Annotated in this window: 23 protein-coding genes and 3 tRNA genes; 8 read left to right on the forward strand and 18 right to left on the reverse strand. The window is 59.7% G+C overall.

Annotation, left to right across the window (positions count from 1 at the left end):
- Positions 1 to 84: 84 nt before the first annotated feature.
- The 4 genes from tig to M8Q45_RS15085 all read right to left on the reverse strand — a co-directional run bounded on the left by tig (position 85) and on the right by M8Q45_RS15085 (position 2,156).
- Positions 85 to 1,395 carry a trigger factor gene (gene tig, locus M8Q45_RS15070; protein WP_181286851.1) on the reverse strand — a complete coding sequence of 437 codons (1,311 nt, stop codon included), beginning with the start codon at positions 1,393 to 1,395 and terminating at the stop codon, positions 85 to 87.
- A 424-nt stretch (positions 1,396 to 1,819) separates the two neighbouring features.
- A tRNA-Leu gene (locus tag M8Q45_RS15075) sits at positions 1,820 to 1,904 on the reverse strand.
- 59 nt (positions 1,905 to 1,963) lie between these two features.
- Positions 1,964 to 2,039 (reverse strand) — tRNA-His (locus tag M8Q45_RS15080).
- A 40-nt stretch (positions 2,040 to 2,079) separates the two neighbouring features.
- Positions 2,080 to 2,156 (reverse strand) — tRNA-Arg (locus tag M8Q45_RS15085).
- 281 nt (positions 2,157 to 2,437) lie between these two features.
- On the opposite strand from M8Q45_RS15085, the gene folD reads away from it, so the two are divergent.
- Both folD and pbpG read left to right on the forward strand, forming a co-directional pair.
- Positions 2,438 to 3,292 (forward strand): bifunctional methylenetetrahydrofolate dehydrogenase/methenyltetrahydrofolate cyclohydrolase FolD, encoded by an 855-nt coding sequence (gene folD, locus M8Q45_RS15090; RefSeq protein ID WP_249875403.1) that lies wholly within the window; start codon positions 2,438 to 2,440, stop codon positions 3,290 to 3,292.
- 329 nt (positions 3,293 to 3,621) lie between these two features.
- Positions 3,622 to 4,560: a D-alanyl-D-alanine endopeptidase gene (gene pbpG / locus M8Q45_RS15095; RefSeq protein WP_249875404.1), complete on the forward strand. Its 939-nt coding sequence runs from the start codon at positions 3,622 to 3,624 to the stop codon at positions 4,558 to 4,560.
- Positions 4,561 to 4,610: 50 nt separating this feature from the next.
- On the opposite strand, the gene M8Q45_RS15100 is transcribed toward pbpG, so the two are convergent.
- Together M8Q45_RS15100 and M8Q45_RS15105 are read right to left on the reverse strand one after the other, a co-directional pair.
- The gene (locus M8Q45_RS15100) at positions 4,611 to 4,814 is read right to left on the reverse strand and encodes a DUF6021 family protein (protein WP_249875405.1); all 204 of its coding nucleotides are present in this window, start codon (positions 4,812 to 4,814) and stop codon (positions 4,611 to 4,613) included.
- Between the two features lie 102 nt (positions 4,815 to 4,916).
- Positions 4,917 to 5,594, reverse strand: coding sequence for a peptidase C39 family protein (locus M8Q45_RS15105; RefSeq protein WP_249875406.1), 678 nt, complete (start codon positions 5,592 to 5,594; stop codon positions 4,917 to 4,919).
- 226 nt (positions 5,595 to 5,820) lie between these two features.
- Here M8Q45_RS15105 and M8Q45_RS15110 point away from each other — a divergent pair, with 226 nt between their 5' ends.
- On the forward strand, positions 5,821 to 5,976 hold the full coding sequence (locus M8Q45_RS15110) for a hypothetical protein (RefSeq protein WP_249875407.1): 156 nt from the start codon (positions 5,821 to 5,823) through the stop codon (positions 5,974 to 5,976).
- Positions 5,977 to 6,048: 72 nt separating this feature from the next.
- On the opposite strand, the gene M8Q45_RS15115 is transcribed toward M8Q45_RS15110, so the two are convergent.
- Complete coding sequence (locus M8Q45_RS15115) at positions 6,049 to 6,798, reverse strand: TerC family protein (protein ID WP_249875408.1); 750 nt, start codon at positions 6,796 to 6,798, stop codon at positions 6,049 to 6,051.
- A 28-nt stretch (positions 6,799 to 6,826) separates the two neighbouring features.
- Entirely contained in the window at positions 6,827 to 7,090 is a 264-nt protein-coding gene (locus M8Q45_RS15120) for a hypothetical protein (protein ID WP_249875409.1), read from the reverse strand.
- A gap of 136 nt (positions 7,091 to 7,226) precedes the next feature.
- Here M8Q45_RS15120 and nhaR point away from each other — a divergent pair, with 136 nt between their 5' ends.
- Complete coding sequence (gene nhaR, locus M8Q45_RS15125; RefSeq protein WP_249875410.1) at positions 7,227 to 8,123, forward strand: transcriptional activator NhaR; 897 nt, start codon at positions 7,227 to 7,229, stop codon at positions 8,121 to 8,123.
- Here the strand turns inward: nhaR and M8Q45_RS15130 are convergent.
- Positions 8,120 to 9,274, reverse strand: a complete 1,155-nt coding sequence (locus M8Q45_RS15130; RefSeq protein ID WP_249875411.1) for an MFS transporter — start codon at positions 9,272 to 9,274, stop codon at positions 8,120 to 8,122. The genes nhaR and M8Q45_RS15130 overlap by 4 nt on opposite strands.
- A 280-nt stretch (positions 9,275 to 9,554) precedes the next feature.
- Between M8Q45_RS15130 and sstT the strand changes: the two genes are divergently transcribed.
- On the forward strand, positions 9,555 to 10,787 hold the full coding sequence (sstT, locus tag M8Q45_RS15135) for a serine/threonine transporter SstT (RefSeq protein WP_249875412.1): 1,233 nt from the start codon (positions 9,555 to 9,557) through the stop codon (positions 10,785 to 10,787).
- Between the two features lie 72 nt (positions 10,788 to 10,859).
- Here sstT and M8Q45_RS15140 read toward each other — a convergent pair whose 3' ends face one another.
- Positions 10,860 to 11,369, reverse strand: a complete 510-nt coding sequence (locus tag M8Q45_RS15140; RefSeq protein ID WP_030140010.1) for a DUF1993 domain-containing protein — start codon at positions 11,367 to 11,369, stop codon at positions 10,860 to 10,862.
- 130 nt (positions 11,370 to 11,499) lie between these two features.
- Between M8Q45_RS15140 and M8Q45_RS15145 the strand changes: the two genes are divergently transcribed.
- Positions 11,500 to 12,147 (forward strand): YceH family protein, encoded by a 648-nt coding sequence (locus M8Q45_RS15145; protein WP_249875413.1) that lies wholly within the window; start codon positions 11,500 to 11,502, stop codon positions 12,145 to 12,147.
- Positions 12,148 to 12,152: 5 nt separating this feature from the next.
- On the opposite strand, the gene M8Q45_RS15150 is transcribed toward M8Q45_RS15145, so the two are convergent.
- Positions 12,153 to 12,974, reverse strand: a complete 822-nt coding sequence (locus tag M8Q45_RS15150; RefSeq protein ID WP_249875414.1) for a shikimate 5-dehydrogenase — start codon at positions 12,972 to 12,974, stop codon at positions 12,153 to 12,155.
- 248 nt (positions 12,975 to 13,222) lie between these two features.
- Here M8Q45_RS15150 and M8Q45_RS15155 point away from each other — a divergent pair, with 248 nt between their 5' ends.
- Complete coding sequence (locus M8Q45_RS15155; protein ID WP_198797801.1) at positions 13,223 to 13,573, forward strand: hypothetical protein; 351 nt, start codon at positions 13,223 to 13,225, stop codon at positions 13,571 to 13,573.
- Between the two features lie 83 nt (positions 13,574 to 13,656).
- Here M8Q45_RS15155 and M8Q45_RS15160 read toward each other — a convergent pair whose 3' ends face one another.
- The 7 genes from M8Q45_RS15160 to arsN2 all read right to left on the reverse strand — a co-directional run bounded on the left by M8Q45_RS15160 (position 13,657) and on the right by arsN2 (position 22,998).
- Positions 13,657 to 15,177, reverse strand: coding sequence for a nucleobase:cation symporter-2 family protein (locus M8Q45_RS15160; protein WP_249875415.1), 1,521 nt, complete (start codon positions 15,175 to 15,177; stop codon positions 13,657 to 13,659).
- 138 nt (positions 15,178 to 15,315) lie between these two features.
- Complete coding sequence (locus M8Q45_RS15165; RefSeq protein WP_249875416.1) at positions 15,316 to 16,137, reverse strand: arylamine N-acetyltransferase family protein; 822 nt, start codon at positions 16,135 to 16,137, stop codon at positions 15,316 to 15,318.
- 109 nt (positions 16,138 to 16,246) lie between these two features.
- Positions 16,247 to 17,041 (reverse strand): exodeoxyribonuclease III, encoded by a 795-nt coding sequence (xth, locus tag M8Q45_RS15170; RefSeq protein WP_030140005.1) that lies wholly within the window; start codon positions 17,039 to 17,041, stop codon positions 16,247 to 16,249.
- 69 nt (positions 17,042 to 17,110) lie between these two features.
- Positions 17,111 to 19,687 carry a bifunctional diguanylate cyclase/phosphodiesterase gene (locus tag M8Q45_RS15175; protein ID WP_249875417.1) on the reverse strand — a complete coding sequence of 859 codons (2,577 nt, stop codon included), beginning with the start codon at positions 19,685 to 19,687 and terminating at the stop codon, positions 17,111 to 17,113.
- Positions 19,688 to 19,889: 202 nt separating this feature from the next.
- Complete coding sequence (locus M8Q45_RS15180) at positions 19,890 to 21,461, reverse strand: sensor domain-containing diguanylate cyclase (RefSeq protein ID WP_249875418.1); 1,572 nt, start codon at positions 21,459 to 21,461, stop codon at positions 19,890 to 19,892.
- A 223-nt stretch (positions 21,462 to 21,684) separates the two neighbouring features.
- The gene (locus tag M8Q45_RS15185) at positions 21,685 to 22,344 is read right to left on the reverse strand and encodes a ribonuclease T2 family protein (protein ID WP_249875419.1); all 660 of its coding nucleotides are present in this window, start codon (positions 22,342 to 22,344) and stop codon (positions 21,685 to 21,687) included.
- A gap of 228 nt (positions 22,345 to 22,572) precedes the next feature.
- Positions 22,573 to 22,998 (reverse strand): arsenic resistance N-acetyltransferase ArsN2, encoded by a 426-nt coding sequence (gene arsN2 / locus M8Q45_RS15190; protein WP_249875420.1) that lies wholly within the window; start codon positions 22,996 to 22,998, stop codon positions 22,573 to 22,575.
- 191 nt (positions 22,999 to 23,189) lie between these two features.
- Between arsN2 and M8Q45_RS15195 the strand changes: the two genes are divergently transcribed.
- Entirely contained in the window at positions 23,190 to 24,338 is a 1,149-nt protein-coding gene (locus M8Q45_RS15195; protein WP_249875421.1) for a mechanosensitive ion channel family protein, read from the forward strand.
- Positions 24,339 to 24,482 lie beyond the last annotated feature (144 nt).

A 24,482-nucleotide genomic window follows, 5' to 3' on the forward strand; every position in this document is an offset into this window, starting at 1 on the left:
TCACTCCCAAATAGTTATGTCTTGAATACGCATAAGCCAGCGCGAAGGCTGGCTTATGGGTGTGTGTTTCTTACCGCGAAACCATCAATCGGCTTGTGGAGCTTCCACCGGCTTGACCGCTTCTTCGTAAGAGACCGCTTTGTCGGTCACGCTAGCTTTCTGCAGAACAGTATCCACAACTTGTTCTTCCAGCACAACCGAACGGACTTCGTTCAGTTGCTGGTCGTTCTTGTAGTACCAGGACACGACCTGCTCAGGCTCCTGGTAGGCCGAGGCCATTTCCTGGATCAGTTCGCGGACGCGGGCTTCGTCAGGCTTGAGTTCGAACTGCTTGACCACTTCGGCAACGATCAGACCCAGCACGACGCGGCGCTTGGCTTGCTCTTCGAACAGCTCGGCAGGCAGCTGGTCTGGCTTGATGTTGCCGCCGAACTGCTGGACGGCCTGCACGCGCAGACGGTTCACTTCGTTGTCCAGCAAGGCCTTTGGCACTTCGATCGGGTTGGAGGCCAGCAGACCGTCCATGACCTGGTTCTTCACCTTGGACTTGATGGCCTGGCGCAGCTCACGCTCCATGTTCTTGCGAACTTCGGCGCGGAAACCTTCCAGGCCGGTTTCCTTGATACCGAACTGGGCGAAGAACTCTTCGTTCAGCTCAGGCAGCTTCGGCTCGGAAACGCTGTTGACGGTCACGGTGAACTCAGCGGCTTTGCCGGCCAGGTCCAGGTTCTGGTAGTCCTCTGGGAAGGTCACGTTCAGGACGCGCTCTTCGCCAGCCTTGGCGCCGACCAGGCCATCTTCGAAACCCGGGATCATGCGGCCGGAGCCCAGCACCAGCTGGGTGCCCTTGGCGGAACCGCCAGCGAACACTTCACCGTCGACCTTGCCGACGAAGTCGATGTTCAGTTGGTCTTCGGTCTGGGCAGCACGATCAGTCACTTCGAAACGGGTGTTCTGCTTGCGCAGGATGTCCAGCATCTTGTCCAGGTCGGCGTCCGACACGTCAGCGCTCAGGCGCTCGACGGCGATGGACTCGAAACCGGCGACAGTGAACTCAGGGAACACTTCGAACGTGGCAACGAACTCGAGGTCCTTGCCTTTTTCCAGCACTTTAGGCTCGACGGAAGGAGCACCAGCCGGGTTCAGCTTCTGCTCGACCACAGCCTCGTAGAACGAAGACTGGATCACGTCGCCCACGGCTTCCTGGCGGGCATCAGCTTCATAACGCTGACGAATCACGCTCATTGGCACTTTGCCTGGGCGGAAACCTGGAATCTTGGCCTTTTGGGCAGTCTGCTGCAGACGCTTGTTGACCTGAGTCTCGATACGCTCAGCTGGCACGGTGATGCTCATGCGGCGCTCAAGAGCAGAAGTATTTTCAACAGAAACTTGCATGGATATTCCTCGTTGCACAGACGTTGGCCGGGCGTTTCCGACCCCAGAATCAAGGGCATGCATTCTAGTAGGTCAAACTCAAGAAGTCACCCTACTGAAAACGCGCAGGAAACAGGCGCCGAATTAAGGAGCGGGACAATCGGTCATGCCCCGCCCGGTTTGCAAATACAGTCACTCATCGCCAAGGCTCTGCAAAGCGCTTCTATATATAGAAGCGTCATTTCCAACAACCTGGCATGCCGCCTCCAGAGGAAGGCCGGCGAACCTGTCGAGCATCATCGCGAAACACTTTTTGCGACGAATCGACCACGTCGCGCCCGCGTGAAACCAGGGCTGACGCGAACACACAATCCTTGAAAACAAAAACGGCGCAGCCCCTTTTCAGGTTCTGCGCCGTTTTTTGCTAATCAAATAGCCACTTGTATGGTGCGGACGGAGAGACTCGAACTCTCACACCTTGCGGCGCTGGAACCTAAATCCAGTGTGTCTACCAATTCCACCACATCCGCGTTTCAAGCTGTTTAAAGCAAAGGCGCCAGACCGTTAAATCTGGCGCCTTTCTAGAATATGGGGTGGACGATGGGGATCGAACCCACGACAACGGGAGTCACAATCCCGTGCTCTACCAACTGAGCTACGCCCACCATATTGCCTTGTTGCGTTACTTGTGCCAAAGCTGCCTAATGGCGCACCCGGCAGGACTCGAACCTGCGACCATCCGCTTAGAAGGCGGATGCTCTATCCAGCTGAGCTACGGGCGCCTTTTTAATCTGTATTCTTGGACGATTACAAACTAAGTGCTTTCAGTTTTGCCGAGTTTAAACAACCAACTCCGCTCCACCTTCTTAACCAGTGCTAGGCTGTGCCCGACAAGTGCGACGAATGTTATAGACGGCCTGATAGGTCGTCAACTCTTTTCTGAAAAAAATTCATTTAATTAAAGGGCTTAGGGGAATTTGCAGACCAAGCGCCTTTGCCCTCACGCCTCGGCATGCGAGAATGCGTTCTCTTTTTTTCCCCTCTCGATGGTTAACCACGCGCAATGACTGCACAACTTATCGACGGCAAATCGATCGCCGCCAGCCTGCGCCAGCAGATCGCCCAACGAGTCACCGAGCGCCGCGAGCAAGGTCTGCGCACGCCCGGCCTGGCGGTGATCCTGGTCGGCAGCGATCCTGCCTCTCAGGTTTATGTCTCGCACAAGCGTAAAGACTGTGAAGAGGTCGGCTTCCTTTCCCAGGCCTACGACCTGCCTTCCGAAACCACCCAGCAAGCGCTGGCCGACCTGATCGATCGTCTCAATGACGATCCGAACATCGATGGCGTTCTGCTCCAGCTCCCCCTCCCCGAGCACCTCGACGCTTCCAAACTGCTGGAGCGTATCCGCCCGGACAAGGACGTCGACGGTTTCCACCCTTATAACGTAGGCCGCCTCGCCCAACGCATCCCCCTGCTGCGCCCCTGCACCCCCAAGGGCATCATGACCTTGCTGGAAAGCACCGGTGTGGATCTTTACGGGCTCGACGCCGTCGTCGTGGGCGCGTCCAATATCGTCGGCCGTCCAATGGCCATGGAATTGCTGCTGGCCGGTTGCACCGTCACCGTGACCCACCGTTTCACCAAGGACCTGGCGGGCCACGTCGGCCGTGCCGACCTGGTGGTCGTGGCGGCGGGCAAGCCAGGCCTGGTCAAGGGCGAGTGGATCAAGGAAGGCGCCATCGTCATCGATGTGGGCATCAATCGCCAGAATGACGGCAAGCTGGTGGGTGACGTGGTCTACGAGACTGCCCTGCCCCGCGCCGGCTGGATCACCCCGGTACCGGGCGGCGTCGGCCCGATGACCCGGGCCTGCCTGTTGGAGAACACGCTGTACGCGGCCGAGACGCTGCATAGCTGACAAAAGCCCCAACCAAACCTGTGGGAGCGAGCTTGCTCGCGATAGCGGTGCACCAGGCAACATACTTGTTGGCTGGATACGACCCTATCGCGAGCAAGCTCGCTCCCACAGCTTTTTTCAGGGGCTGGAGCCTTGATCAGGCTCGTGACCTCGGATTACAAATTTTTCAGATCCGATTCGCCAGAATCCCCGTCCATTAAACTTTATTTATTCTTCAGCCCCGCTGGCATGGGCATATAGCGCTGTCCTCGCCCATACTCATAAAATGCGGCGTTTTTTCAACAAGCCGCTGTTTAATGGCCTTTTTTAACTCCATCGAGTCTACTCGCGTGAAAATTCGTCTTTCGATCCTCAGCCTGTTTTTCGCTTTCTCAGGCACCTTCATCACGCAAAACGTCTATGCGCAGGAAACTATCGCGGCACCAAGGGACACTTCGAAACTTCAAGTCGCCTCCGGCAGCGCCATCCTGTTGGATTTGCAGACAGATAAGGTGGTCTATTCGAGCAATCCGGACGTCGTGGTGCCGATCGCGTCGGTGACCAAATTGATGACCGGCCTGATCGTGCTGGACGCCAAGCAGGACCTCGACGAATACATCTCCATGACCATTACCAACACGCCGGAAATGAAAGGCGTGTTCTCCCGGGTCAAGCTCAACAGCGAACTGTCACGCCGGGATACGTTGCTGATCGCGCTGATGTCGTCGGAAAACCGCGCTGCGGCCAGCCTCGCCCATCACTACCCGGGCGGCTACGCGGCGTTTATCGCGGCCATGAATGCCAAGGCCAAGGCCCTGGGCATGACCAGCACCCATTACGTCGAGCCGACCGGCCTGTCTATCCACAACGTGTCGACCGCCCGCGACCTGACGAAACTCCTGATGGCCGCTCGCAAATACCCGCTGTTGAGTGAACTGAGCACCACCAAGGAAAAGACCGTGACGTTCCGTAAACCGGTCTACAGCCTCGGTTTTCGCAACACCGACCATCTGGTGCACAAAGCCAACTGGGACATTCAACTGACCAAGACCGGCTTCACCAACGAGGCCGGTCATTGCCTCGTCCTGCTGACCAAGATGGGAAATCGACCGATGGCCTTGGTCATTCTCGATGCGTTCGGCAAGTACACCCATTTTGCCGATGCCAGCCGTATTCGTAGCTGGGTGGAGACGGGGAAAAGCGCCAGCGTTCCGGCAGTCGCCTTGCAATACAAAGCCGCCAAGAACCTCAAGAGTCGTCAGAGCGGCGTGGTGGAAGCGTCCAAGTAAGGCGGATGCGCCCACAATGAATAGCCCCGACTCGTCGGGGCTATTCACGTTCAGGGCTTCAGATTACCCAACGGATCATAAGGCCGGGAAGAAGGCGGATCCTGATCCTTCTCATCCCGGGGGGCCTTCGCGGGACCTATCGGGTCGACTTGGGGATCGTCGAGATCCGGTGAATCCGGATCGAACCCCAAATCGTCATCGCCGGATGAGTGCTCGGAAGAATGCGGCCCCGAAGGTGTTTTCGACTGTGCCATTGCTGCCTCCTTGAATCATGGCCCGGAAACTCCAGGCCCTGACGATAGGAACCCGAGGCAAGCATGGTTGTGCCCGGCAGGTGACGAACGGGGGATGTCACTTCAGTGTGCGTTCCCCAACGCCTTGGTGGCGCGCGCTGCCGCCTGCTCCTGCCCTGACCCGGCCAATTCACCGGCGGCCTTCAGCCAACGTTGCGAGTCGACATGGGCCGGCAGCTGCGTAGGTTGCTGGACCAGCACCGCCCAACCCCCTGCGTCCTTGAATGCTGATTCGAACGCACCAAAACCCATCAACGATCGCCGGTTCATCCCGGAGCGCAGCAGCACGGTGCGTTTCTGTCGGTTATACCCCGCGAGAATGGCGTATCGCGGGCCGGACCAGAACGCCGAACCCTCGGTGTAGCGCAACAGCACGGGATAACCCGCCGCCACCTGTTCAAGCAACGCGCCAAGCTCGCCGTCGAGCGGATAGACCACCAGCCCGTACTCTCGCGCCAGGGTTTGCAGGCTCTGCTGCAACCGAGGCTCGCCACCCGGCAAGTGCAGAGGTTTTTCCAACAGTCCCGGGGTGATGACGGTGCCCTGCAAAGTCAGCAGCGCCGCCAGCGACTGCGGGGCGCCCTGATACATTTCGCCCCGATAGAACGGCACGCTGTTGAGCTCCACCCGTTCGGGCAGGCGCTTGATCTGCGGCGACACGCTCCCCGCGCACCCCACCAGGGCGACGAGGCAGGACGCCGCCAATACCAGTGATCGAAAAGATGAAATGACCGGCGACATGACGACTCTCTCGTTTAAAGCAGGCCCGGCATCCGGGCCGGGCTTGGGCGGACGATCATAAGGCGCCCGCAAGCCTGGGTATAGCCATTAACGACAGTTTCACCCTCGCAATAGAACGAACCGATCCGTTGGTCGATTCTACGGATCGACTGCTCGTAACACTTCAGCGACTAGACTGTCCATTGTAGTGAGTGCATTGCCCGGTCTTGGGCAGAAGGAGGCACAGATGAGCCTGACGACGACTATTCTGATGCTGATATTCGGCTGGCTGAGCGTAGCCACCGCGATGTTATGGGGCGTGTTGCGGATCGCCCGGCGTCACCATCACAGCCCTGCGCGGCAAAACTCGAAACCCGCCAGGCGTCACGCCGCGGCACACTGATATTTATCGGCCACTCATGAAAAAGCCGCCCCGGCGTTGGACCGGGGCGGCTTTTTTTTGTGCACGTTGGAATCAGTTGTTCTCGATCATCGCCTTTTCCCTGGCGCGCCGGGACAACATGTTCAACACCTCGATCGCTGCCGAGAAGGCCATCGCCGCATAGATATAACCCTTAGGCACATGGGCACCGAAACCTTCGGCGATCAGCGTCATGCCTATCATGATCAGGAAGCCCAGGGCCAACATGACCACCGTGGGGTTGTCATTGATGAACTTCGCCAACGGCTCGGCCGCCAGCAACATCACCAGGACCGAAACCACCACGGCAATGATCATGATCGGCAGGTGCTCAGTCATGCCCACCGCCGTGATGATGCTGTCGATGGAAAACACCAGGTCGAGCATCAGGATCTGACCGATCGCGGCGGCAAAACCCAGGGTAACGCCAGACGAGGCCGACTTGGGATCGTTGGGCGCCGGGTCCATGCTGTGATGAATCTCGGTGGTGGCTTTCCATAGCAGGAACAGGCCGCCAGCAATCAGGATCATGTCCTTCCATGAAAACGCCTGGCCGAGGATTTCGATAACCGGCTCCGTCAACTGCACGATGAAGGCGATGGTGCTCAACAGGCCCAGGCGCAGGATCAGCGCCATGCCGATGCCGACCCGTCGTGCCTTGACACGGTGTTGCTCGGGCAGCTTGTTGGTCAGAATCGAAATGAAGATCAGGTTATCGATGCCGAGCACGATTTCCATGACGACCAGGGTTGCAAGGGCAATCCAGGCGGTGGGGCTGGCGGCGAGTTGTAACAGATAATCCATGGGTCAGTCCTGACTCGATTAGACGGGGTTAGAGGGTCTTGGTGGAGGCTTCGGGTTTTTCAGCGCCTTCCTCAGGCGCTTTCTTGGGACTGATCAGCCCACCCGTGGCCTCGCTGAGGGCCTGTTCGGCCGCCTTGTGCGTATCGTCAATGGCCTGCTTGGCCGTTTCGACCGCTTGTTCCTTCAATTGCTGGGCCAGTTGCTGGGCGCTTTTTTCCGCTTGTTCACAGCCCACTAGGGCCACCGACGACAACGACAGCAAGGCCGCGAGCCCCAGGTTTCTATGCATCATGGACAGTGCCTCTCAGAGAATAGACCGAGCCCAAAAGACGGCTCACCGATGGCCCGGAATTCTAGAGACGGAAACACTTCAGGAAAATTCGTATTTTTGGCGGTTATACTTCGGTTTTTACGAAGCGGCGAATGTCATGCTCAATTATCGGCAGTTGCATTATTTCTGGGTGGTGGCGAAAACCGGGAGCATCGTGCGTGCCTGCGAGCAACTGAACCTGACCCCACAGACCATCAGCGGGCAGATTTCACTGTTCGAGCAGACCTATAACATCAAGCTGTTTCGCCGTGTCGGACGCCAGCTGGAACTGACCGAGGCCGGCCGCCAGACATTGCCGTATGCCGAGCATATGTTCCAACTGGGCGGCGAACTGGAACTGATGCTGCGGGCCCAGCCCAACGAGCAGCAAACGCTGTTTCGGGTCGGGGTGGCGGATGTCGTGCCCAAATCGATTGTCTATCGGCTGCTGGCGCCGACCATGGAACTGACTGAACCGCTGCGCATCACCTGTCGCGAAGACAAACTCGAGCGGCTGTTGGCGGACCTGGCAATCCAACGCCTGGACTTGGTGATTTCCGACAGCCCGATGCCGAGCCACCTGGACATCAAGGGCTACAGCCAGAAGCTGGGAGAATGCGGAATCAGCTTTTTCGCCACCGCCGCGCTGGCCGCTCGGCATGGGCGGGATTTCCCTCATAGCCTGCATGACGCCCCGCTGCTGATCCCCGGGCCGGAAACCGTGATCCGCAGCCGCCTGCAACGCTGGTTCGCCGAGCAACAAATCCAGCCGCGCATCGTCGGTGAATTCGACGACAGCGCGTTGATGCAGGCGTTTGGACAATCCGGCAGCGGGATTTTCATCGGCCCCAGCGTGATCGCTGAAGAGGTCAAGCGGCAATACGGCGTGCAGGTCATCGGCCAGACCGACGCCGTGAGCGAATCGTTCTACGCCATTTCCGTGGAGCGCAAGGTCAGCCATCCGGGCATCGTCGCCATCGCCGAAGGTGCGCGCCGCGAATTGTTCAGCGTCTAAGCGCAGGCCACACGAGGCTTGAAGGTCATCAAGAGCAACGCCAATAATATCGACACCAGGATGAATCCGGCCGCCGCGAAACCGACATTGCCCAACCCCAGGGTATCGATGACCCGCCCGCCCACCATCGCACCCAGGCCAATACCCAGGTTGGCGCCAGCGATGTTCAGCGACGCCGCGAATGCCGGTGCCTCGGGTGCCGCTTTCATCAGCCGTACATGGCTGACCAGGAACAACGCCGCTTGGGTCACGCCCCAAACGCCCATCGCAGCGGCCAGACCTAAGGTCGAATGAATACTGGGGACCAGTGCCACCATGCCGCCGATCATGAACAGGCAGAACACCATCGACGCGATCAACGGGTGCCGATCCACCGCGCGCCCCCCCAGGGAATTGCCCAGCAAGCCCACGGCACCGAAGCCCATCAGGCACCAGCCCACGAGCGTGCCGTCGAAGCCAGCCAGGCGTTCAAGAATGTCCGCCAGGTAGGTGTAGGCAGTGAACATGCCGCTGAAAACCAGGATCGACAGCAGTACATGCCCTTGCATCAGCGGGCTGCGCAATATCTTGAATTGCGAGCGAAAGCTCACCTGTTGTAGATGCAGGTGGGTCTTCGGCAGGTAGATGAACAGCAGCAGCGCCTTGGCGAACGCGATGACCGCCAGGATCGCAAAGGCACTGCGCCAGCCAAACGCATCGGAGATCAGCGTGCCCACCGGTATGCCGAACACGGTGGCGCAGACGATGCCGAAACCGATCCTGGCGATGGCACGCCCGGCGAACTGCGGCCCGACGATATCCACCGCCGTTTCACTGGCCAACGCCCAGAACACTGGCAGGCCCAGCGCCGGGATCAGCCGGGCAACGGCCATCACCCAGATATCCGGGGCCAGCGCTGCCAATGTGTTGGCCAGGCCGAACATCACCAGCACGCTGATGAACAATTTGCGCCGTTCTACACGGGCGAACCAGGCGGTCAGGAACGGTCCGAATGCCGCCACCGTAAACGCAAACAAGGTCACCAGCAGCCCGGCCTGGGGAATGCTGACCTGAAGATCGCGAGCAATGGCGGGGAGCAGGCCAACGATGATGAATTCCGTCGTCAGCACCGTAAACCCGGCGGCAGACAACAGGAAGATGGGCAACAGCATGCAAGACTCCAACAAAACGACGACACCAGCGTAAGCCAAGGGCCCGCTGGAGATATTGAAAGGTGAGGAAAACAAAGCCTAACAGAATGTCCCTTCCGGCAAAATGCGCTTAAACATGCGGGTGACGGATCGTCACAGGTCCGTCAGATTTTTCGTCGGGCTGTGATAAAGTCCGCGGCCTGCAAATAGCTCCACCTTCTTTTCGGTCCCGCTCATGTGGCCTGCCCGCTTGTTGCCCTGATTGGCTGACCGTTGCACATAAAAAAACAGAGATGCCGTTATGACTGCTGTGTCCCCTTCACTTTTGCAACGCCTCAAACAGACTGGCCTGGTCACGCGAATCATCATCGGCCTGATCGCCGGTATTGCCCTGGCGTGGCTGGCGCCAGATCTGGCGAAATCCACCGAGTTCATCGGCAAGGTGTTTGTATCCGCGCTCAAGGCCGTGGCGCCGATCCTGGTGTTCGTACTCGTCATGGCCTCGATCGCCAACCACAAGCACGGCCAGGAAACCCACATCCGGCCCATCCTGTTCCTGTATCTGCTGGGTACTTTTGCCGCGGCAGTGGTCGCGGTCATTGCCAGCACGTTGTTCCCCTCCAGCCTGGTGCTGGCCACCCAGGACGTCGCCGTCACGGCGCCCGGCGGCATCAGCGAAGTGTTGCAAAGCCTGGCGCTCAGCGTGGTCGATAACCCGGTCCGTGCATTGATGACCGGCAACTTCATCGGCATCCTGGCCTGGGCCATCGGCATGGGCGTCGCCATCCGCCACGCGGGCCAAACCACGCGCACCGTGCTGGAAGACCTGTCCAACGGCGTGACGGTGATCGTACGGCTGGTCATCAGCTTCGCCCCGCTGGGGATTTTCGGACTGGTGGCCTCGACCCTCGCCACCTCCGGTTTCAGCGCCCTGCTCGGCTACCTGCACCTGTTGACCGTGCTGATCGGTTGCATGCTGTTCGTGGCCCTGGTGGTCAACCCGCTCATCGTGTTCTGGAAGCTGCGTCGCAACCCGTACCCGCTGGTGTTCACCTGCCTGCGCGAGAGCGGCATCACCGCGTTCTTCACCCGCAGCTCGGCGGCGAACATTCCGGTGAACCTGGAACTGAGCAAACGTCTTGGCCTGCATGAAGATACTTACTCGGTTTCCATCCCGTTGGGCGCAACCATCAACATGGCCGGCGCGGCCATCACCATCACGGTCCTGACATTGGCGGCCGTGCATACGCTCGGCATCGTGGTGGATGTGCCAACGGCCGTGCTGTTGAGCGTCGTCGCAGCGATCTGCGCCTGCGGTGCTTCCGGCGTCGCCGGTGGTTCATTGTTGCTGATCCCGCTGGCGTGCAGCCTGTTCGGTATCCCCAGTGAAATCGCCATGCAGGTGGTTGCGGTGGGTTTCATCATCGGTGTGCTGCAGGATTCGGCTGAAACGGCGTTGAACTCGTCTACCGATGTCTTGTTCACGGCGGCGGCTTGCTTGGGTGAGGAAGAGCGGGCGCAGCGTACTGCGTAATCCGTACAGCCCCGCAAAAAAGAAAAGCCCGGAACGGCTTGCACCGTTCCGGGCTTTTTCATGGCGGTGGTTTTAGAAAGCGCCCATGTAATCACGCTTGCCCACTTCCACGCCGTTATGACGCAACAGTGCGTACGCGGTCGTCACGTGGAAGAAAAATTGCGGCAGGCCATAGGTCAGCAAATAATTCTGGCCAGTGAAGCGCTTCTCCTTCGGCGTGCCCGGACGCGTCACGATCTCGATGCCTTCCTTGCCATCGATCTGCTCAGGCTTGATCCCTTCGATGAAGGCCAGCACCTTGGTGATCAAGGCTTGCAGCTCGGCGAAGGTGGTCTCGCTGTCGTCATATTTCGGCACCTCAACCTCGGCCAGGCGCGCGGAAACACCCTTGGCGAAGTCCACGGCGATCTGCACCTGGCGCACCAACGGGAACATATCCGGGAACAGGCGGGCCTGCAGGAAAGCGTTCGGGTCGATGTTCTTCGAGGTGGCGTGGGCCTCGGCCTTGTTCAGGACGTCGCTCAGGGCATTGAGCATCTGCTTGAAGACCGGGACGGAGGCGGCATACAGGGAAAGTGTCATGGCAATCTCATGCGAGTGATAGAAGGGAATACATCGAACGTGGGCGATTATAGCCACGGCTTGTTACGCACCTTGTCTTTTATTGCGCAAGGATTACGCTAGGCGGCTTCCACAGCATAGGGAACGCGCGATGAGCATCGAAGAACAAAGCCCGGCCGACGAACCACGGCTCACCAGCACGGAAATCCGCATTCTCGGCGCACTGATCGAAAAGCAGGCCACCAACCCCGAGACCTATCCTCTCACCCTTAACGCCCTGGTGCTGGCCTGCAACCAGAAAACCAGCCGCGAGCCGGTGACCAACTTCAATCCAGGCCAGGTCGGCCAGAGCCTGCGCGCCTTGGAAGGCCGCGGTTTTACCCGATTGGTCATGGGCAGCCGTGCCGACCGCTGGGAGCACCGGGTCGACAAGGCGCTGGAATTGGTGCCAGCCCAAGTGATCCTGATGGGCCTGCTGTTCCTGCGCGGCCCGCAAACGGTCAATGAGCTGCTGACCCGCAGCGGCCGCATGCACGATTTCGAAGACACCGAGCAAGTGGTGCATCAGCTTGAGCGCTTGATTGCCCGCGGACTGGCGCTACTGGTTCCGCGCCAGGCCGGCCAACGTGAAGACCGTTATGTGCATGCAATGGGCGACCCGGCGGACATCGAGGCCATCCTCGCCGCCCGCCACCAGCCCGCCGAGCGCAACACTGCCGGCGGCGTGTCGCTGGAGCGCCTCGAAGAGCTCGAAGCCCGAATCGCGGCGCTGGAAGAACGGTTGGCGCGGTTGGAATGACAGCGCTACGCGGCCCGGGCGAACGCGACGGCTTTTTCGAACTGTTCCAGGTTGGGCCGCACACCGGTGTACAGCACAAACTGCTCCAGGGCCTGGATCGCGATGACCTCCAGCCCTGTGATGACCCGCTTGCCTTCCGCCCTGGCGCGCACGATCAGCGGCGTTTCCGAGGGAATCGCCACGACATCGAACACCGTCTCGGCAGCGGTAATGGCGGACGGCTCGAATGCCAGTTGATCCGCCTCCACGCCCCCGGTCATTCCGATCGGCGTCACGTTGATCAGCATCTGTGGCCGACGCTCCCCCAGTTCGGCTTGCCAGTCGTAACCCAGGGAATCGGCCAGGGCGCGTCCGGTGGTTTCGTTGCGCGCGACAATCAGCCCGTTTTTGTAGCCCCCGTCGCGCAAGGCGCTGGCGACCGCCTTGGCCATGCCACCGCTGCCGCGTAGCGCGAAGGTCGACTCCGTGGGCACCGCATGGCTTTTCAATAGTTGGGCGATGGCGATGTAGTCGGTGTTATACGCCTTCAAATGGCCGTTGGTATTGACGATGGTGTTGATCGACTGGATCGCCGCAGCGGAAAGATCCAGCTCATCGACCAAGGCTATGCAAGCCTCCTTGAACGGCATCGATACACCGCATCCACGAATCCCCAGGGCGCGGATACCGCCCACGGCGCCGGGCAGGTCCTGGCTGCTGAACGCCTTGTAATAGAAGTTCAGCCCTAATTGTTCATACAAATAATTGTGGAAACGCAGGCCGAAATTGCCTGGGCGCCCCGACAGGGACATGCACAACTGGGTGTCTTTGTTGGGATTCATTTGCATACGGGTCTCCTCCGAGCACTTTTCGGACAAACGGAATCGCCGTCCTGACCGGTTTATTCGATGATCAGACACCGGGCGTAGCGCAGCGACTCGCCCGTTCGTGTAAAAAAATCAGCGACAGACCTTACACAATATTTACCCAACGGCGTCGCAAATCCTGGGAAAATCGCTGTCATAGCAAGTATCCCCGCGCCCCTACTTGGGTCTGTTGCAGACCACAGGCGCCGGGGCCGGAACGAGGAATCGCCATGAAACGCACACTCCCCATCATCGCCCTGCTCGTGGGGGCACTCGCGGTCACCGGCCAGGCATCCGCCCATGGTCGCGGTGGTTGGGAGGGGCCCGCAGTGTTCGGCGCCATCGTCGGCTCTGCCATCGTCGGCTCCGCGCTCATCAGCCGTGACCGGCCGGTGTACGTCCAACAGCCCGTTTATGTGCAGCCGCAACCGGTCTATGTGCAGCAACCGCCACCGGTCTACTACCAGCCGCAGCCGGTGTATGTGGAACAACCGATCTACTACCGCCCGGCGCCGGTTTATTACGGACCACCACGGGGCTATTACTACGGCCCGCCACGCGGCCATTACGGTCGCTGGTAATCAGTCATCAGGCAAAAAAAAAGCAGCCTGTGGTCGATGACCACAGGCTGCTTTTTTCATGGAGGAGTACCTGTTACCAGGATTCAGACATGCTCGCTGCTTTTCAGGCGCGCCGGGCCATGCTCTGGCGCCAGATGGTCAGGCACCGCCACCACCGGTATCTCATTGCCATCGCAGTCGTGCAGTTTGCCGTCGCTGAAATAGTCACCTTCGCGCAACGCGGCCAGATCCTGATACCGCAGGACCCGCTCGGTGCCGGCGGCGAACACCGATTGTTGATCGGAGTTACCGGCGGTGAGGTGGTTGAAGGCGAGGTTCAGGACAATCGCCATGATGGCCGACGAGCTGATGCCTGAATGGAAGATCGTCGCGAACCAGCTTGGGAAATGATCGTAGAAGTTAGGCGCGGCGATGGGAATCATGCCAAAGCCGATGGACGTGGCGACAATGATCAGGTTGACGTTGTTGCGGTAGTCGACCTTCGACAGAGTGCGGATACCGCTGGCGGCAACGGTACCGAACAGCACGATACCGGCACCGCCGAGTACCGACGTCGGCACGGCGGCAATCACCCGTCCCATGAACGGCAACAGCCCGAGCACCACCAGGAATACCCCGCCAGTGGCCACCACGAAACGACTTTTGATGCCGGTCACCGCCACCAGGCCGACGTTCTGGGCGAAGGCACTCTGGGTGAACGAGCCGAAGATCGGCGCGATCATGCTCGACAGCATGTCAGCCCGCAAGCCGTTGCCCAGCCGTCGGGAGTCGACCTTGGTGTCGATGATCTCGCCCACCGCCAGGATGTCGGCTGAGGTCTCCACCAGCGTTACCATGATGACAATGCACATCGACAGAATCGCAGCGATATGAAAGGTCGGCATGCCAAAGTGGAACGGCGTCGGGAAGCCGAACATCGGGCCTTCGCTGACCGACGAAAAGTCGGCCATGCCGAGGAACACCGCGATGACCGTACCGATGACCATCGCCAGCAGGATCGACAGCCGGGAAATGGTCGCGCTGCCCATTTTGCTCAACAACAGCACCAGTACCAGCGTCACAGCGGCCAAGCCGATGTTGGCCATGCTGCCGAAGTCAGGGGCGTGGCTGTTGCCGCCCATCGCCCAGCGCGCCGCCACTGGCATCAGGGTCAGGCCGATGGTGGTGATGACAATGCCGGTCACCAGCGGCGGGAAGAACCGGGTGATCCGCGAAAACACCGGGGTGATCAACAGGCCAATCAAGGAGGCGGCGATGACCGCGCCCAGGATCGCCTGGAAGCCCCCTTCGCCACCGGTGCCAACAATCGCGACCATGGTCGCGACGCCTGAGAACGAAACGCCTTGGACCAGCGGTAATTGGCAGCCAAAAAACGGCAGGCCAAGGGTTTGCAGCAAGGTCGCCAGCCCCCCCGCAAACAATGAGGCGGCGATCAGCAGGCCGATGTCTGCCGGCGACAACCCGGCCGCCTGGCCGATGATCAAGGGCACTGCGACGATGCCGCCGTACATGGTCAACACATGTTGCAGGCCGTAAGCCATATTCGCGCCGACGCCGAGGTTTTCGTCCTCGGGCCGTGGGAGTGAAACATGGGGCGTTTTCATGGTTCGGGGGTTCCCTGTTTTTTGTTATGCGCACACTGTATTCAAAACTCAGGACAAATGTCCATAGAGTTGTATACAACTTGTCGCCAGTGGTGGCATCAACAGGACTGCAATTTCCAAACCATAATGATCAAAACGTCACACCAATAGCTGCTCGATTGCCGGGCGCAGCGACGCCAGTGGCGGCACTCGCAGGCTGAACTCACTCTCCAGCAATTCAATCAATTCATCGGCTTCGTTGATGGTGCGGCGCTCGCTTTCGTGCCCGATTCGGTGCAACGCATAGCTGTTGCCGTTCAGGGTCTTGCGCACCCCATCGCCGGTGCGGGCGACCATCAGGCGGCCCATGAACGGTGACTCCGGGTGGGAGCAGACGTACCAATTGCCGACGGTGAAGTCGATTTCCTCTTGGCGCTGCAGATCGAACAGGTACATCGGACGCCATTCATCGGCGACTTTTGCACGCAACAGATAGCCGTCCTCGTTGGCGTCGATTCGATACGGCTCATGCGGGGTCAGCTGCATCTCGCGGCTATCCAGCAGCAGTGGCGCAGTCGGCACCATGCCGCCGAAGCCGACGTCGGTGATATAGCGAACATCATCGATCGTCACCAGGCTCAAGCGATGGGTTCGCGCGGTCCAGGCACCGTCAGGTGCATTCATGACCACCCGGCCGGTGATCGCCCGGGCATTGAAGCCGAGCGCCTGCAACAGTGCGAAGAACAGTTGATTGAGTTCGTAGCAATAACCGCCGCGCCCCTGTTCGAAAACCTTCCGCTCCACCGACTCCAGGTCGATCGGCACGGGTTCGCGCAGCAGTGTCGAAAGCGTTTCAAAGGGGAACTCGGCGGTGTGGCGCCATTGAAGCTGGCGCAGCGTTTCAAGGGTGGGTGGCGGTGCCGAGTCGAAGCCCAGGCGTCGCAGATAACGACCGGTATCGCTCAGTCGAAGTTGGCTCATGGGGGACTTCCTTTCCTGTGGAGTGCAGCGCTTTCAATAAGCGCGCTGCGATTGGGCAGGTATAAGGCATTTCCCGTCCACGGACAATCTGCCGGGTGCCACGCCCCGTTCAACGCCGCTTGCGCGAAGACAACCGGATCCAGGTCGGGGCATGGTCGCTGGGATGTGGCTGGTTCCTCACCCAGGCGTCCACGCCCGCCTCGCTCAGGTAGGCACTGGCCAGCGGATTGAGCAACAGGTGGTCGATGCGCAGCCCGGAATTCTTCTGCCAGTGCTGACGGAAATAATCCCAGAAGGTGTAAATCCGCTCCTCGGGGTAGAGGTGGCGCAATGCGTCTGTCCAGCCTTGGTCCAGCAATCGCTGATAGCATTCGCGGCTTTCTGGCTGCAACAGCGCATCCTTGAGCCAGGAGCGCGGGTTGTAGATGTCCATGTCAGTGGGCACGACGTTGTAGTCGCCAGCCAGCACCACCGGATGGTCACTCGCCTGCAGTCCCTGCGCATAGTCGATCAACCGCTCGAACCAGGCCAGTTTGTATTCGAACTTCGGACCCGGCTGTGGGTTGCCATTAGGCAGATAAAGGCACCCCACCAGGACGCCATGCACCGCCGCTTCAAGGTAACGACTGTGACTGTCATCGTCGCCGCCCGGCAGACCGCGCCGGCTCTCCAGCGGCTGCGCATCGCGGGCCAGGATGGCGACGCCATTCCATGAGGCCTGGCCATGCCAGATCGATCCATACCCCACCGACTCCAACTCCGCCGCGGGAAAGTCCTTGTCCGCCGCCTTGAGTTCCTGCAAACAGACGACGTCTGGTTTCTCCCGCTCCAGCCACTCCAGCAGATTAGGTAGCCGGGCCCGGATGCCGTTGATGTTGAAGGTCGCGATCCGCAGGTTTTTCATGGGCCATAACTCGATATGCCAAGACACTATCTGTGACCGGCGGCAAGCTGCGCAGGTTGCAACAAATTCTCAGGAACCAGTTCGCGGCAACGATCGACCGCTTTCGAGCAGGTCCGCAAACGCCTGCTTGTCGATGGGCCGGCTGAGGAAATAGCCTTGCACTTCGTGGCATTGATCGGTGCCCAACGAACCCAGTTGGGCCAGGGTTTCCACGCCTTCCGCGGTCACGGTCAGGCCCATCGCCTTGCCCAGGTTGATGATCGCCTGGACCACGGCGCGGTCATTGCTGCTGTTGCTCATGGAAGCGATGAAGCGCTTATCGATCTTGATGCCATCGAACGGATAGGTGCGCAAATAACCAAGGGACGAATAACCGGTACCGAAATCATCCATATTCAAGCGCACGCCCAATTCCTTGAGCGCATTCATGACCTGCAGCGCGCCGTCCACATCGTTGAGCATGACGTTCTCGGTGATTTCCAACTCCAGGCGACTCGCCGGGAAATGGGTTTCGATCAATACCTGGCGCACATCCTCGACGACGTCGCTGCGTTCGAATTGGGCCGGCGACAGATTGACCGACACCATCAGCGCACCCGGCCAGGTCAGCGCGGTTTCGCAGGCTTCACGCAACACCCAGCGTGAAAGCGGGACAATCAGGTCGGTTTGCTCGGCCAATGGAATAAACGCATCGGGCCCCAGCAAGCCTTGGGTTGGATGTTGCCAGCGGACCAACGCCTCGACGGCAACGATCTCCCGCCCATCAACCGTGTAGCGCGGTTGGAAATGCAGGACGAATTCGTTTTTTTTCACCGCCTGGCGCAGGTCGTTTTCCAGCTGGCGACGATGCTGGATCTGATCGTTCATGTGCGAAGCAAAATAGCACCAGGTCTTCTTGCCCTCGGACTTGGCCTGGTAGAGGGCAATGTCGGCGCAGCGGATCAGCTCGCCCGGCACGTAGCCGTGGCGGCGGCTGACGGCGATGCCGATACTGGCACCGATGTGCAGCGAGTGAGTCTCGTAGTGGATCGGCTGCTGCAGGCTTTCGATCAGCCGTGCACAGAACCGGTCAATCTCAGTGGTGTTTTCCATCCCATTGAGCACAACGACAAACTCATCACCGCCCAGGCGCGCCACCATGTCGTGCTCACGGGTGCAGTCGCGAAGCCGCTGGGCCACTTCCAGCAGGACCGCATCACCGGCTGGATGGCCGAGCGAATCGTTGATCGGTTTGAAGTTGTCCAGGTCCACCATCAGCAGCGCCAGCGGCGCGGAATGTTCCTTGGCCACCAAGGCATCATCCAGGTGACGCGCCAATTTGTTGCGGTTCGGCAGGCCGGTCAGGGCATCGTGCATCGACAGGTGCTGGACCTGGGCATGGGCCGCCACCTCGTCGGTGATATCACTGGCGGTGCCGCGATACCCGGTTACGACGGCCATGTCATGGATGGGCCGCGCCGACACTCGACAGAATCGCAATTGGCCGGAATGGTCGCGGTACGAGCAACGCAAGTTGCTGGCGTGCTGTTCTTCGTCCAGTTTGCTCAGCCACAAGGCAATCGGCGTGGTGTCGCAGTACAGGAGCTGTTCGATATCCTGCCCCAGCCATTGCTGGTCGGAAAAACCCGTGACCGTGTTGAAGCGCCCCGACAGGTAGGTGATGTGCCGATGGCTGTCGATTTCCCAGATCCAGTCGGACGCGGCCTCGGCCACGGCGCGGAAGCGTTCTTCGCTGGCCTCGAGGGCGTGTTTCGACTTTTCGAGGCTGTCATACCCCGCGTCCACCTGGCGAGCCGTACGCATGGCATATCGAAAAAAGTAGGCGGTGAGCAACGCCAGGATCAGCAACGCCCCGCCCAATGGCGGTAGCAGGGACCAGAGCAGTTGCTGGCCCGGCCGCTCCAGCCGCGACACCAGGCTGTAGCCGGTGCTGTCCAGCGGCACGGCGGGCTGGCCGGAAGCCAACGCCGTGTCCTTCACCAGGTTCAAGTCGGTGAGGCCATAGCCCTTGCCCAACTTGCGCAGCTTGACCGGGGTTAACTGATCAACGAACAGCAACACCGACGTGCCTCGGCGATCGACTTGGGGGCGCTCGTCGTTGGGCGTAATCGCCGATGCAGTGATAATGGCCGGCCAGCCGTCGAACAGCGTGTAGCGGATCAACGGCATCGTCAGGTCGGCCTGAGCCTGGAGTTGATCCACCAGGTCCGCCAATGGCGTGTCGAGATACGCCGTCGCCTCAGCCTGGATATTCTGTCCGCGTACCACCGCATACTTGGTGCGCTCGCGATCAATCACGAACACACCGTCGTACTCATCGTTGGTGAACAGGGTCTTGCCCATGTTCTGTTCGGCATAGGCCCACTGCACATCGACTTCGCCATTGAGGTGCTCATACGCCGTGGTCCAGAAGGCGTAGCTGGTGATGTAGTTTTTCGACGCCGTGATCCGATTATCGAGGGCGCGTTCGATATAGAAATGCGTCTTGCGCACGTCCTCCGCGTCCAGCTTCTGCGCGATGTTGAACAACACGGCGATGGCCACCATGACACCCGCGACAAACAACACGCCAAGGCCTGCGACCAGGCGCAGGGTAATCGGCGCATGTCGGGTGACGTCAGAAGGGGTATCGGCAGTGGTATCCATCGACCTGCTCCTGTCCTTTCGGCGCTGGCTTCGCCGTGCAAGCTTCACAACATGAATCGCAATCGACCCTCGGTTTTTTAACCTTAGCAGCCAACCCGCGCCTATTGACGAACCCACAGGATTTGCCGAAAGGGCCTACGCGCCATGTGTAGGAAGTGTTGTGCAATGGACCGCTGTCCGTGACCGATGATTCCAACCGTTATCAACGGTCAGAGCGCTCCAACGCACAGAGCCCATCTTCCATCGACAGCGCCGCGACGCGGTTCCGCCCGCCGTGCTTGGCCTGGTACAGCGCCGCGTCAGCTCGTTGGATGAAGACTTCGATGCTATCCAGGCTGCTGGGCACGAAGGCATGACAGCCCAGGCTCACCGTCAGGTAGCCGGTGGGAGAACCCGAATGAATGATGTTTTTGTCGATGACGCTGCGACGGATCTGCTCGGCCAATGCCATGGCCCCTTGCAGGCTCGTATCGGGCAGCAGGACCGCGAATTCTTCACCGCCAAAACGCACCGCCAGGTCGGCCTTGCGGTGGCAGCAACCCTTTAGCACCCTCGCCACCTCAGCCAGGCAGTGGTCGCCAGCAACGTGCCCGTAGGTGTCGTTGTAGCGCTTGAAAAAATCGATGTCGAGCATGATCAGGCTCAAGGGGCTGCGCTGACGGGCGCCTCGGCCAAATTCGATGTCCAGCGCCCGCTCGAACAACCGTCGGTTCGCCAGCCCGGTCAGGCTGTCGTGGGTGGCGATCAGTTCCAACGCCTCCTGGGCCTTGCGCAGGTCCGCCTCGATCCGCTCGCTGTTGCGCACCTGACGCACGAATACCCAGCCGAACAAACAGATACCCAACACCACCAAGGCAACGATGAGGCTGGATTGAAAAGCCGTGTCGTACCACCCCGCCAGGATCGCCTCCTCGGACATCGCCGCGGTCACCACCAGCGGATAAGCCTGCAAGTGCTGGTGCGCATAAAGCCTGACAACGCCGTCGGGGGCGCTGCGAATGATCGCATCGCCGGCTCCGGCGTTCGACGGCTCATGCTTATAGATGTGCTCCTCGGCCAGCGGTTGGCCGATCAGGCCTTCGTCGAACGGCCGGCGCGCCAGCAACGTCCCGTCGGACAGCGCCAGGGCCATTTCACCTTTGGCGTCGAGATTGAAACTCCTGAAGAAATGATCGAAATACGACATCTTGATGCCGGCCATCAGCACGCCCTGGAAATTGCCTTTGGCGTCATTCAATCGGCGGGAAACCGGGATGATCCAATCACCGTTTTGTCGACTCCGGATCGCCGGGCCGACATGGGCGATCAGCGAGGCGTTCTGCTGGTGAAACTTGAAATAATCACGATCCGCGATCCCCGCGCCCCGGTGCAGGCTCGCAAAGGACGTGATGACCCACTGGCCGTTCTTGTCGAACAGGAACAGGCCATGCAATTGCTCCAGCGACTGCACCCGCCGGGCGAAGGTCTGCTGCAGGCGCGGTCGTGTCGACGGGCCGAACCCGTCGTTCTGGATCCAGTCCGCCAGGCTGGCCAGCACGAGGTCGGCCTGTACGAACGTGTCCTGGGCCTGTTGGGCCATGGCCCGGGTGAGGTTGGCCGAGGCGATACGCGCCGAGTCCAGGTCATGACGACGGGACTGCTCCAATTGCAAATAGAGCAAAGCACAAAGGCACAGGCACACGGCAGCGATGAACGTCACCGCAGCCTTGAGCAACGGCAGGCGTTTCAAGGCGCCGCCGGGCGCATGGTTCGGATCATGGATGGGGATAGGCAAGCGAAAATCCTGGGGAGGGCAAAACATGAGCGAATCGCTCAAAAGCCCCCAATAATCGGGAGCTTAGCGTACCGCTTGGGGGCCGGCAATTTGCCTTTAGGAGGAAGTCGATGGATGGCCAGATGGATCCAAAAACCCCGGTATTTTCTGGCCGATATGCCCTTCAAAAGCTCATTGAACATGCCTTTGGCGGGACATACCGCCTCTGTGTCGGAAAATGCGCTCAGCGAACCGGGGGGACCCGGATTTCGCCGGCCCTGCATTGAGTCTTGACGCCTTTGCCACAGGCGGTAAATGCCAAGTCCTTGTCCATGCACACCCGCACTTCCGATAGCTGCGGACCACGGCAAATCACGGCGACACCATCGGCCTCGATACCAGGATTGCTTTGGCGAAACAGCCGGATGATTTCATCGGCTTCAAAATAATGAGAGGAAGTGAAAGGTTGCAATGGCGTCGGAATCTTCACTGCTCCAAGCGCCCGGTCGGAAGCGTCTAGGTAACCCATGGCACCGAGGCCGCTGCAGGTGCCGTGCTTGGACCACTCATGTTCCAGCAGTTTGCGGGTAGGAAATAGCGTCAAGCCCTTCTCGCGCTCGGCAGCGGTCAAGGGCATCTCGGTCGAACACGATTGTGGCCAGCCACCCTTGGCATATTGCGGCCAGAGACCGTGCAGGACAAAACCGTAGCCTTTGCCGGAGCATTGCGAGTCGTTCTGATGGGTAAGGCAGAAGGTAGGTGACCAGGACAGCGACAGTACGTAATAGTCGAATACCCCTGCAACCGGCTCGACTCCGGCGCCGCGCGGCTCGCGGGCGTTGCCTGTGCTGATGAAGCCCAGCGACAGGATGAACAGCATGATGATAGGAAAACGTTGTTTCATAACCCCTCCTTGGGTAGATGTGCTACTGGCTGGAATCAGAGTCCGGCCCGTGATCATTTCAATTTGATCTCAGCATTCAACGGAGGATTTTTTACAAGCAAACCGTCTCGGGGGCCATCTGAAATATGTAACACCCCTAACGCAAGCGGCCTTCGAGTTCTGAACTGCCGCACTCAACCGAGGCCCGATACCTGGCGACCTGGCCGGGTTGACGGTAAACCTGATGCATCAGGCAAGGCGCTTGCTCAGATAAGCCGCCGTGGCTGGACACAGGGTCCGGAATTGAGCCGTAGCACTGATTGAAGCAGGCGCCAGGGAGCGGTCTCGCACCCGATATCCCTGCCCCACAAAAAAGGCTGTGGCGGTGTCGGTCAGCAAGTGAAGCCGCACCACCCCCTCGCGTTTTGCAAACGCCTCAAGCGTCGCCAGCACTGTCGCGCCGATGCCACGTCCGCGATGGCCATCCAGGACGACCAGAGAGCGCAGCAGCCGATCGGCGCGCTCCCCCTCGATTCCACCGAATGCCATATCGATGCCTTGTAGACTAAACGTGAAAAAACAGCGGCCCGGATGGTCCAGGTCATCTACCGGGAGACGAGCCCGGACAAGAGCCTCCCGCAAAGGCTCTAGTTGTTCTTTGTTCAATACTGTCATGAGCAAGACGAGGGCCCTCTTAGTGTTTGGGTAAAGCTACGCTGCTTACTCAAAGGCTCGCAATCGGTCCGGTAATAAATTTGAACGGCACCCGTCTCATCTGAACTAACAAAGTTCATGGCCCGGCCCGTGCCTTCGCAACGAATCGGCCTGGGCACAACCTGAACAGCAATGGCACAGGTGACCCGCCAATGGATTCAAGCTCCCTCGAAATTTTTACCGACACCCAACTGCTCGGCATTTCCATCGCCAATTGGTTACTGGCCCTCAGCGTGATGACGCTGAGTTTCATCGTCGCCAGGGCCGGTATCGGCTTCCTATTGAAAAACGTGCGGGCCCGGGCGCAGAAGCCCGACGCCTACATCAGCCATATCGCCGTCGAGGTGCTGTCCAGCACCAGCAACACCTTGTTGCTGCTGGCCTCGATCCTCATAGGTATCGGTGTGCTGGATCTGCCAGAACGCTGGCTCGGACGGGTCAGCAGCCTCTGGTTCGTGGTCGCGGCCTTGCAGGTGGGACTGTGGGCGAACCGGGCGATCGCCCTGGCGCTGATGCACTATTTCGCGCGGCACAGCCACAGCGATATCCATCAGAAAAGTGCCCTGGCCACCTTGAGCCTCTGGGGCGCGAAAGTGTTCCTGTGGGCGGTGGTGCTGCTGGCCATGCTCTCCAACCTCGGCGTGAACATCACGGCGTTCATTGCCAGCCTCGGTGTCGGCGGCATCGCCGTTGCGCTCGCCGTACAGAACATCCTTGGCGACCTGTTCGCCTCGCTGTCGATTGCCGTGGACAAACCGTTCGAAGTGGGTGACTTCATTGTCGTCGGCTCGCTGGCCGGTACCGTGGAGCATGTCGGCCTGAAGACCACACGCATCCGCAGCCTGGGCGGCGAGCAGATCGTCATGGCCAACGCCGGGATGATCAGCACCACCATCCAGAACTACAAACGGCTGCAGGAACGCCGCATCGTCTTTGAGTTCGCCCTGCCTCAGGAATGCTCGACCGAACAGCTTCGCCAAGTGCCTGTCATCGTCGAAAAGATCATCAAGGCCCAGGAAAAAACCCGCTTCGACCGCGCGCACTTTCGCGGTTTCGGTGAAAGCACGCTGGAATTCGAAACGGTCTACATCGTCCTGGACCCCAGCTACAACGTCTACATGGACATCCAGCAAGCCATCAACCTGGGGATGATGGATGAATTCGCCAGAATCGGCGTGCGCTTCGCCATGCCGTCCCGGGCCGTGCATGTGGCTTCGTTGCCGGAGATGCCTGAGCAGTTAACCAGAGGAAATGACGCGAACTCCGGACAAATGGCTCCGTCACTTCGGGCGCAACATTAGCCGCCCGCAAAGGGATTGGAGGATTACGTTACAAGTCATGGGGTGAAGGTGGGAGTCACGTCGGATAGCCTTGTCCGCCGGTAAGCCAATGGCGAATATCAACTATGAGCAGCAGAGCTGACGAGCGACCAACACAAAACAACG

It is taken from the genome of Pseudomonas sp. T1.Ur, from assembly GCF_023516725.1.
Lineage (GTDB): Bacteria > Pseudomonadota > Gammaproteobacteria > Pseudomonadales > Pseudomonadaceae > Aquipseudomonas > Aquipseudomonas alvandae.

Excerpts from the sequence above, each read along its gene's own strand:
- tig (WP_181286851.1), bottom strand. The coding sequence starts at position 1,395 with ATGCAAGTTTCTGTTGAAAATACTTCTGCTCTTGAGCGCCGCATGAGC.
- folD (WP_249875403.1), top strand. The coding sequence starts at position 2,438 with ATGACTGCACAACTTATCGACGGCAAATCGATCGCCGCCAGCCTGCGC.
- M8Q45_RS15100 (WP_249875405.1), bottom strand. The coding sequence starts at position 4,814 with ATGGCACAGTCGAAAACACCTTCGGGGCCGCATTCTTCCGAGCACTCA.
- M8Q45_RS15105 (WP_249875406.1), bottom strand. The coding sequence starts at position 5,594 with ATGTCGCCGGTCATTTCATCTTTTCGATCACTGGTATTGGCGGCGTCC.
- M8Q45_RS15110 (WP_249875407.1), top strand. The coding sequence starts at position 5,821 with ATGAGCCTGACGACGACTATTCTGATGCTGATATTCGGCTGGCTGAGC.
- M8Q45_RS15115 (WP_249875408.1), bottom strand. The coding sequence starts at position 6,798 with ATGGATTATCTGTTACAACTCGCCGCCAGCCCCACCGCCTGGATTGCC.
- M8Q45_RS15120 (WP_249875409.1), bottom strand. The coding sequence starts at position 7,090 with ATGATGCATAGAAACCTGGGGCTCGCGGCCTTGCTGTCGTTGTCGTCG.
- nhaR (WP_249875410.1), top strand. The coding sequence starts at position 7,227 with ATGCTCAATTATCGGCAGTTGCATTATTTCTGGGTGGTGGCGAAAACC.
- M8Q45_RS15130 (WP_249875411.1), bottom strand. The coding sequence starts at position 9,274 with ATGCTGTTGCCCATCTTCCTGTTGTCTGCCGCCGGGTTTACGGTGCTG.
- sstT (WP_249875412.1), top strand. The coding sequence starts at position 9,555 with ATGACTGCTGTGTCCCCTTCACTTTTGCAACGCCTCAAACAGACTGGC.
- M8Q45_RS15140 (WP_030140010.1), bottom strand. The coding sequence starts at position 11,369 with ATGACACTTTCCCTGTATGCCGCCTCCGTCCCGGTCTTCAAGCAGATG.
- M8Q45_RS15145 (WP_249875413.1), top strand. The coding sequence starts at position 11,500 with ATGAGCATCGAAGAACAAAGCCCGGCCGACGAACCACGGCTCACCAGC.
- M8Q45_RS15150 (WP_249875414.1), bottom strand. The coding sequence starts at position 12,974 with ATGCAAATGAATCCCAACAAAGACACCCAGTTGTGCATGTCCCTGTCG.
- M8Q45_RS15155 (WP_198797801.1), top strand. The coding sequence starts at position 13,223 with ATGAAACGCACACTCCCCATCATCGCCCTGCTCGTGGGGGCACTCGCG.
- M8Q45_RS15160 (WP_249875415.1), bottom strand. The coding sequence starts at position 15,177 with ATGAAAACGCCCCATGTTTCACTCCCACGGCCCGAGGACGAAAACCTC.
- M8Q45_RS15165 (WP_249875416.1), bottom strand. The coding sequence starts at position 16,137 with ATGAGCCAACTTCGACTGAGCGATACCGGTCGTTATCTGCGACGCCTG.
- xth (WP_030140005.1), bottom strand. The coding sequence starts at position 17,041 with ATGAAAAACCTGCGGATCGCGACCTTCAACATCAACGGCATCCGGGCC.
- M8Q45_RS15175 (WP_249875417.1), bottom strand. The coding sequence starts at position 19,687 with ATGGATACCACTGCCGATACCCCTTCTGACGTCACCCGACATGCGCCG.
- M8Q45_RS15185 (WP_249875419.1), bottom strand. The coding sequence starts at position 22,344 with ATGAAACAACGTTTTCCTATCATCATGCTGTTCATCCTGTCGCTGGGC.
- arsN2 (WP_249875420.1), bottom strand. The coding sequence starts at position 22,998 with ATGACAGTATTGAACAAAGAACAACTAGAGCCTTTGCGGGAGGCTCTT.
- M8Q45_RS15195 (WP_249875421.1), top strand. The coding sequence starts at position 23,190 with ATGGATTCAAGCTCCCTCGAAATTTTTACCGACACCCAACTGCTCGGC.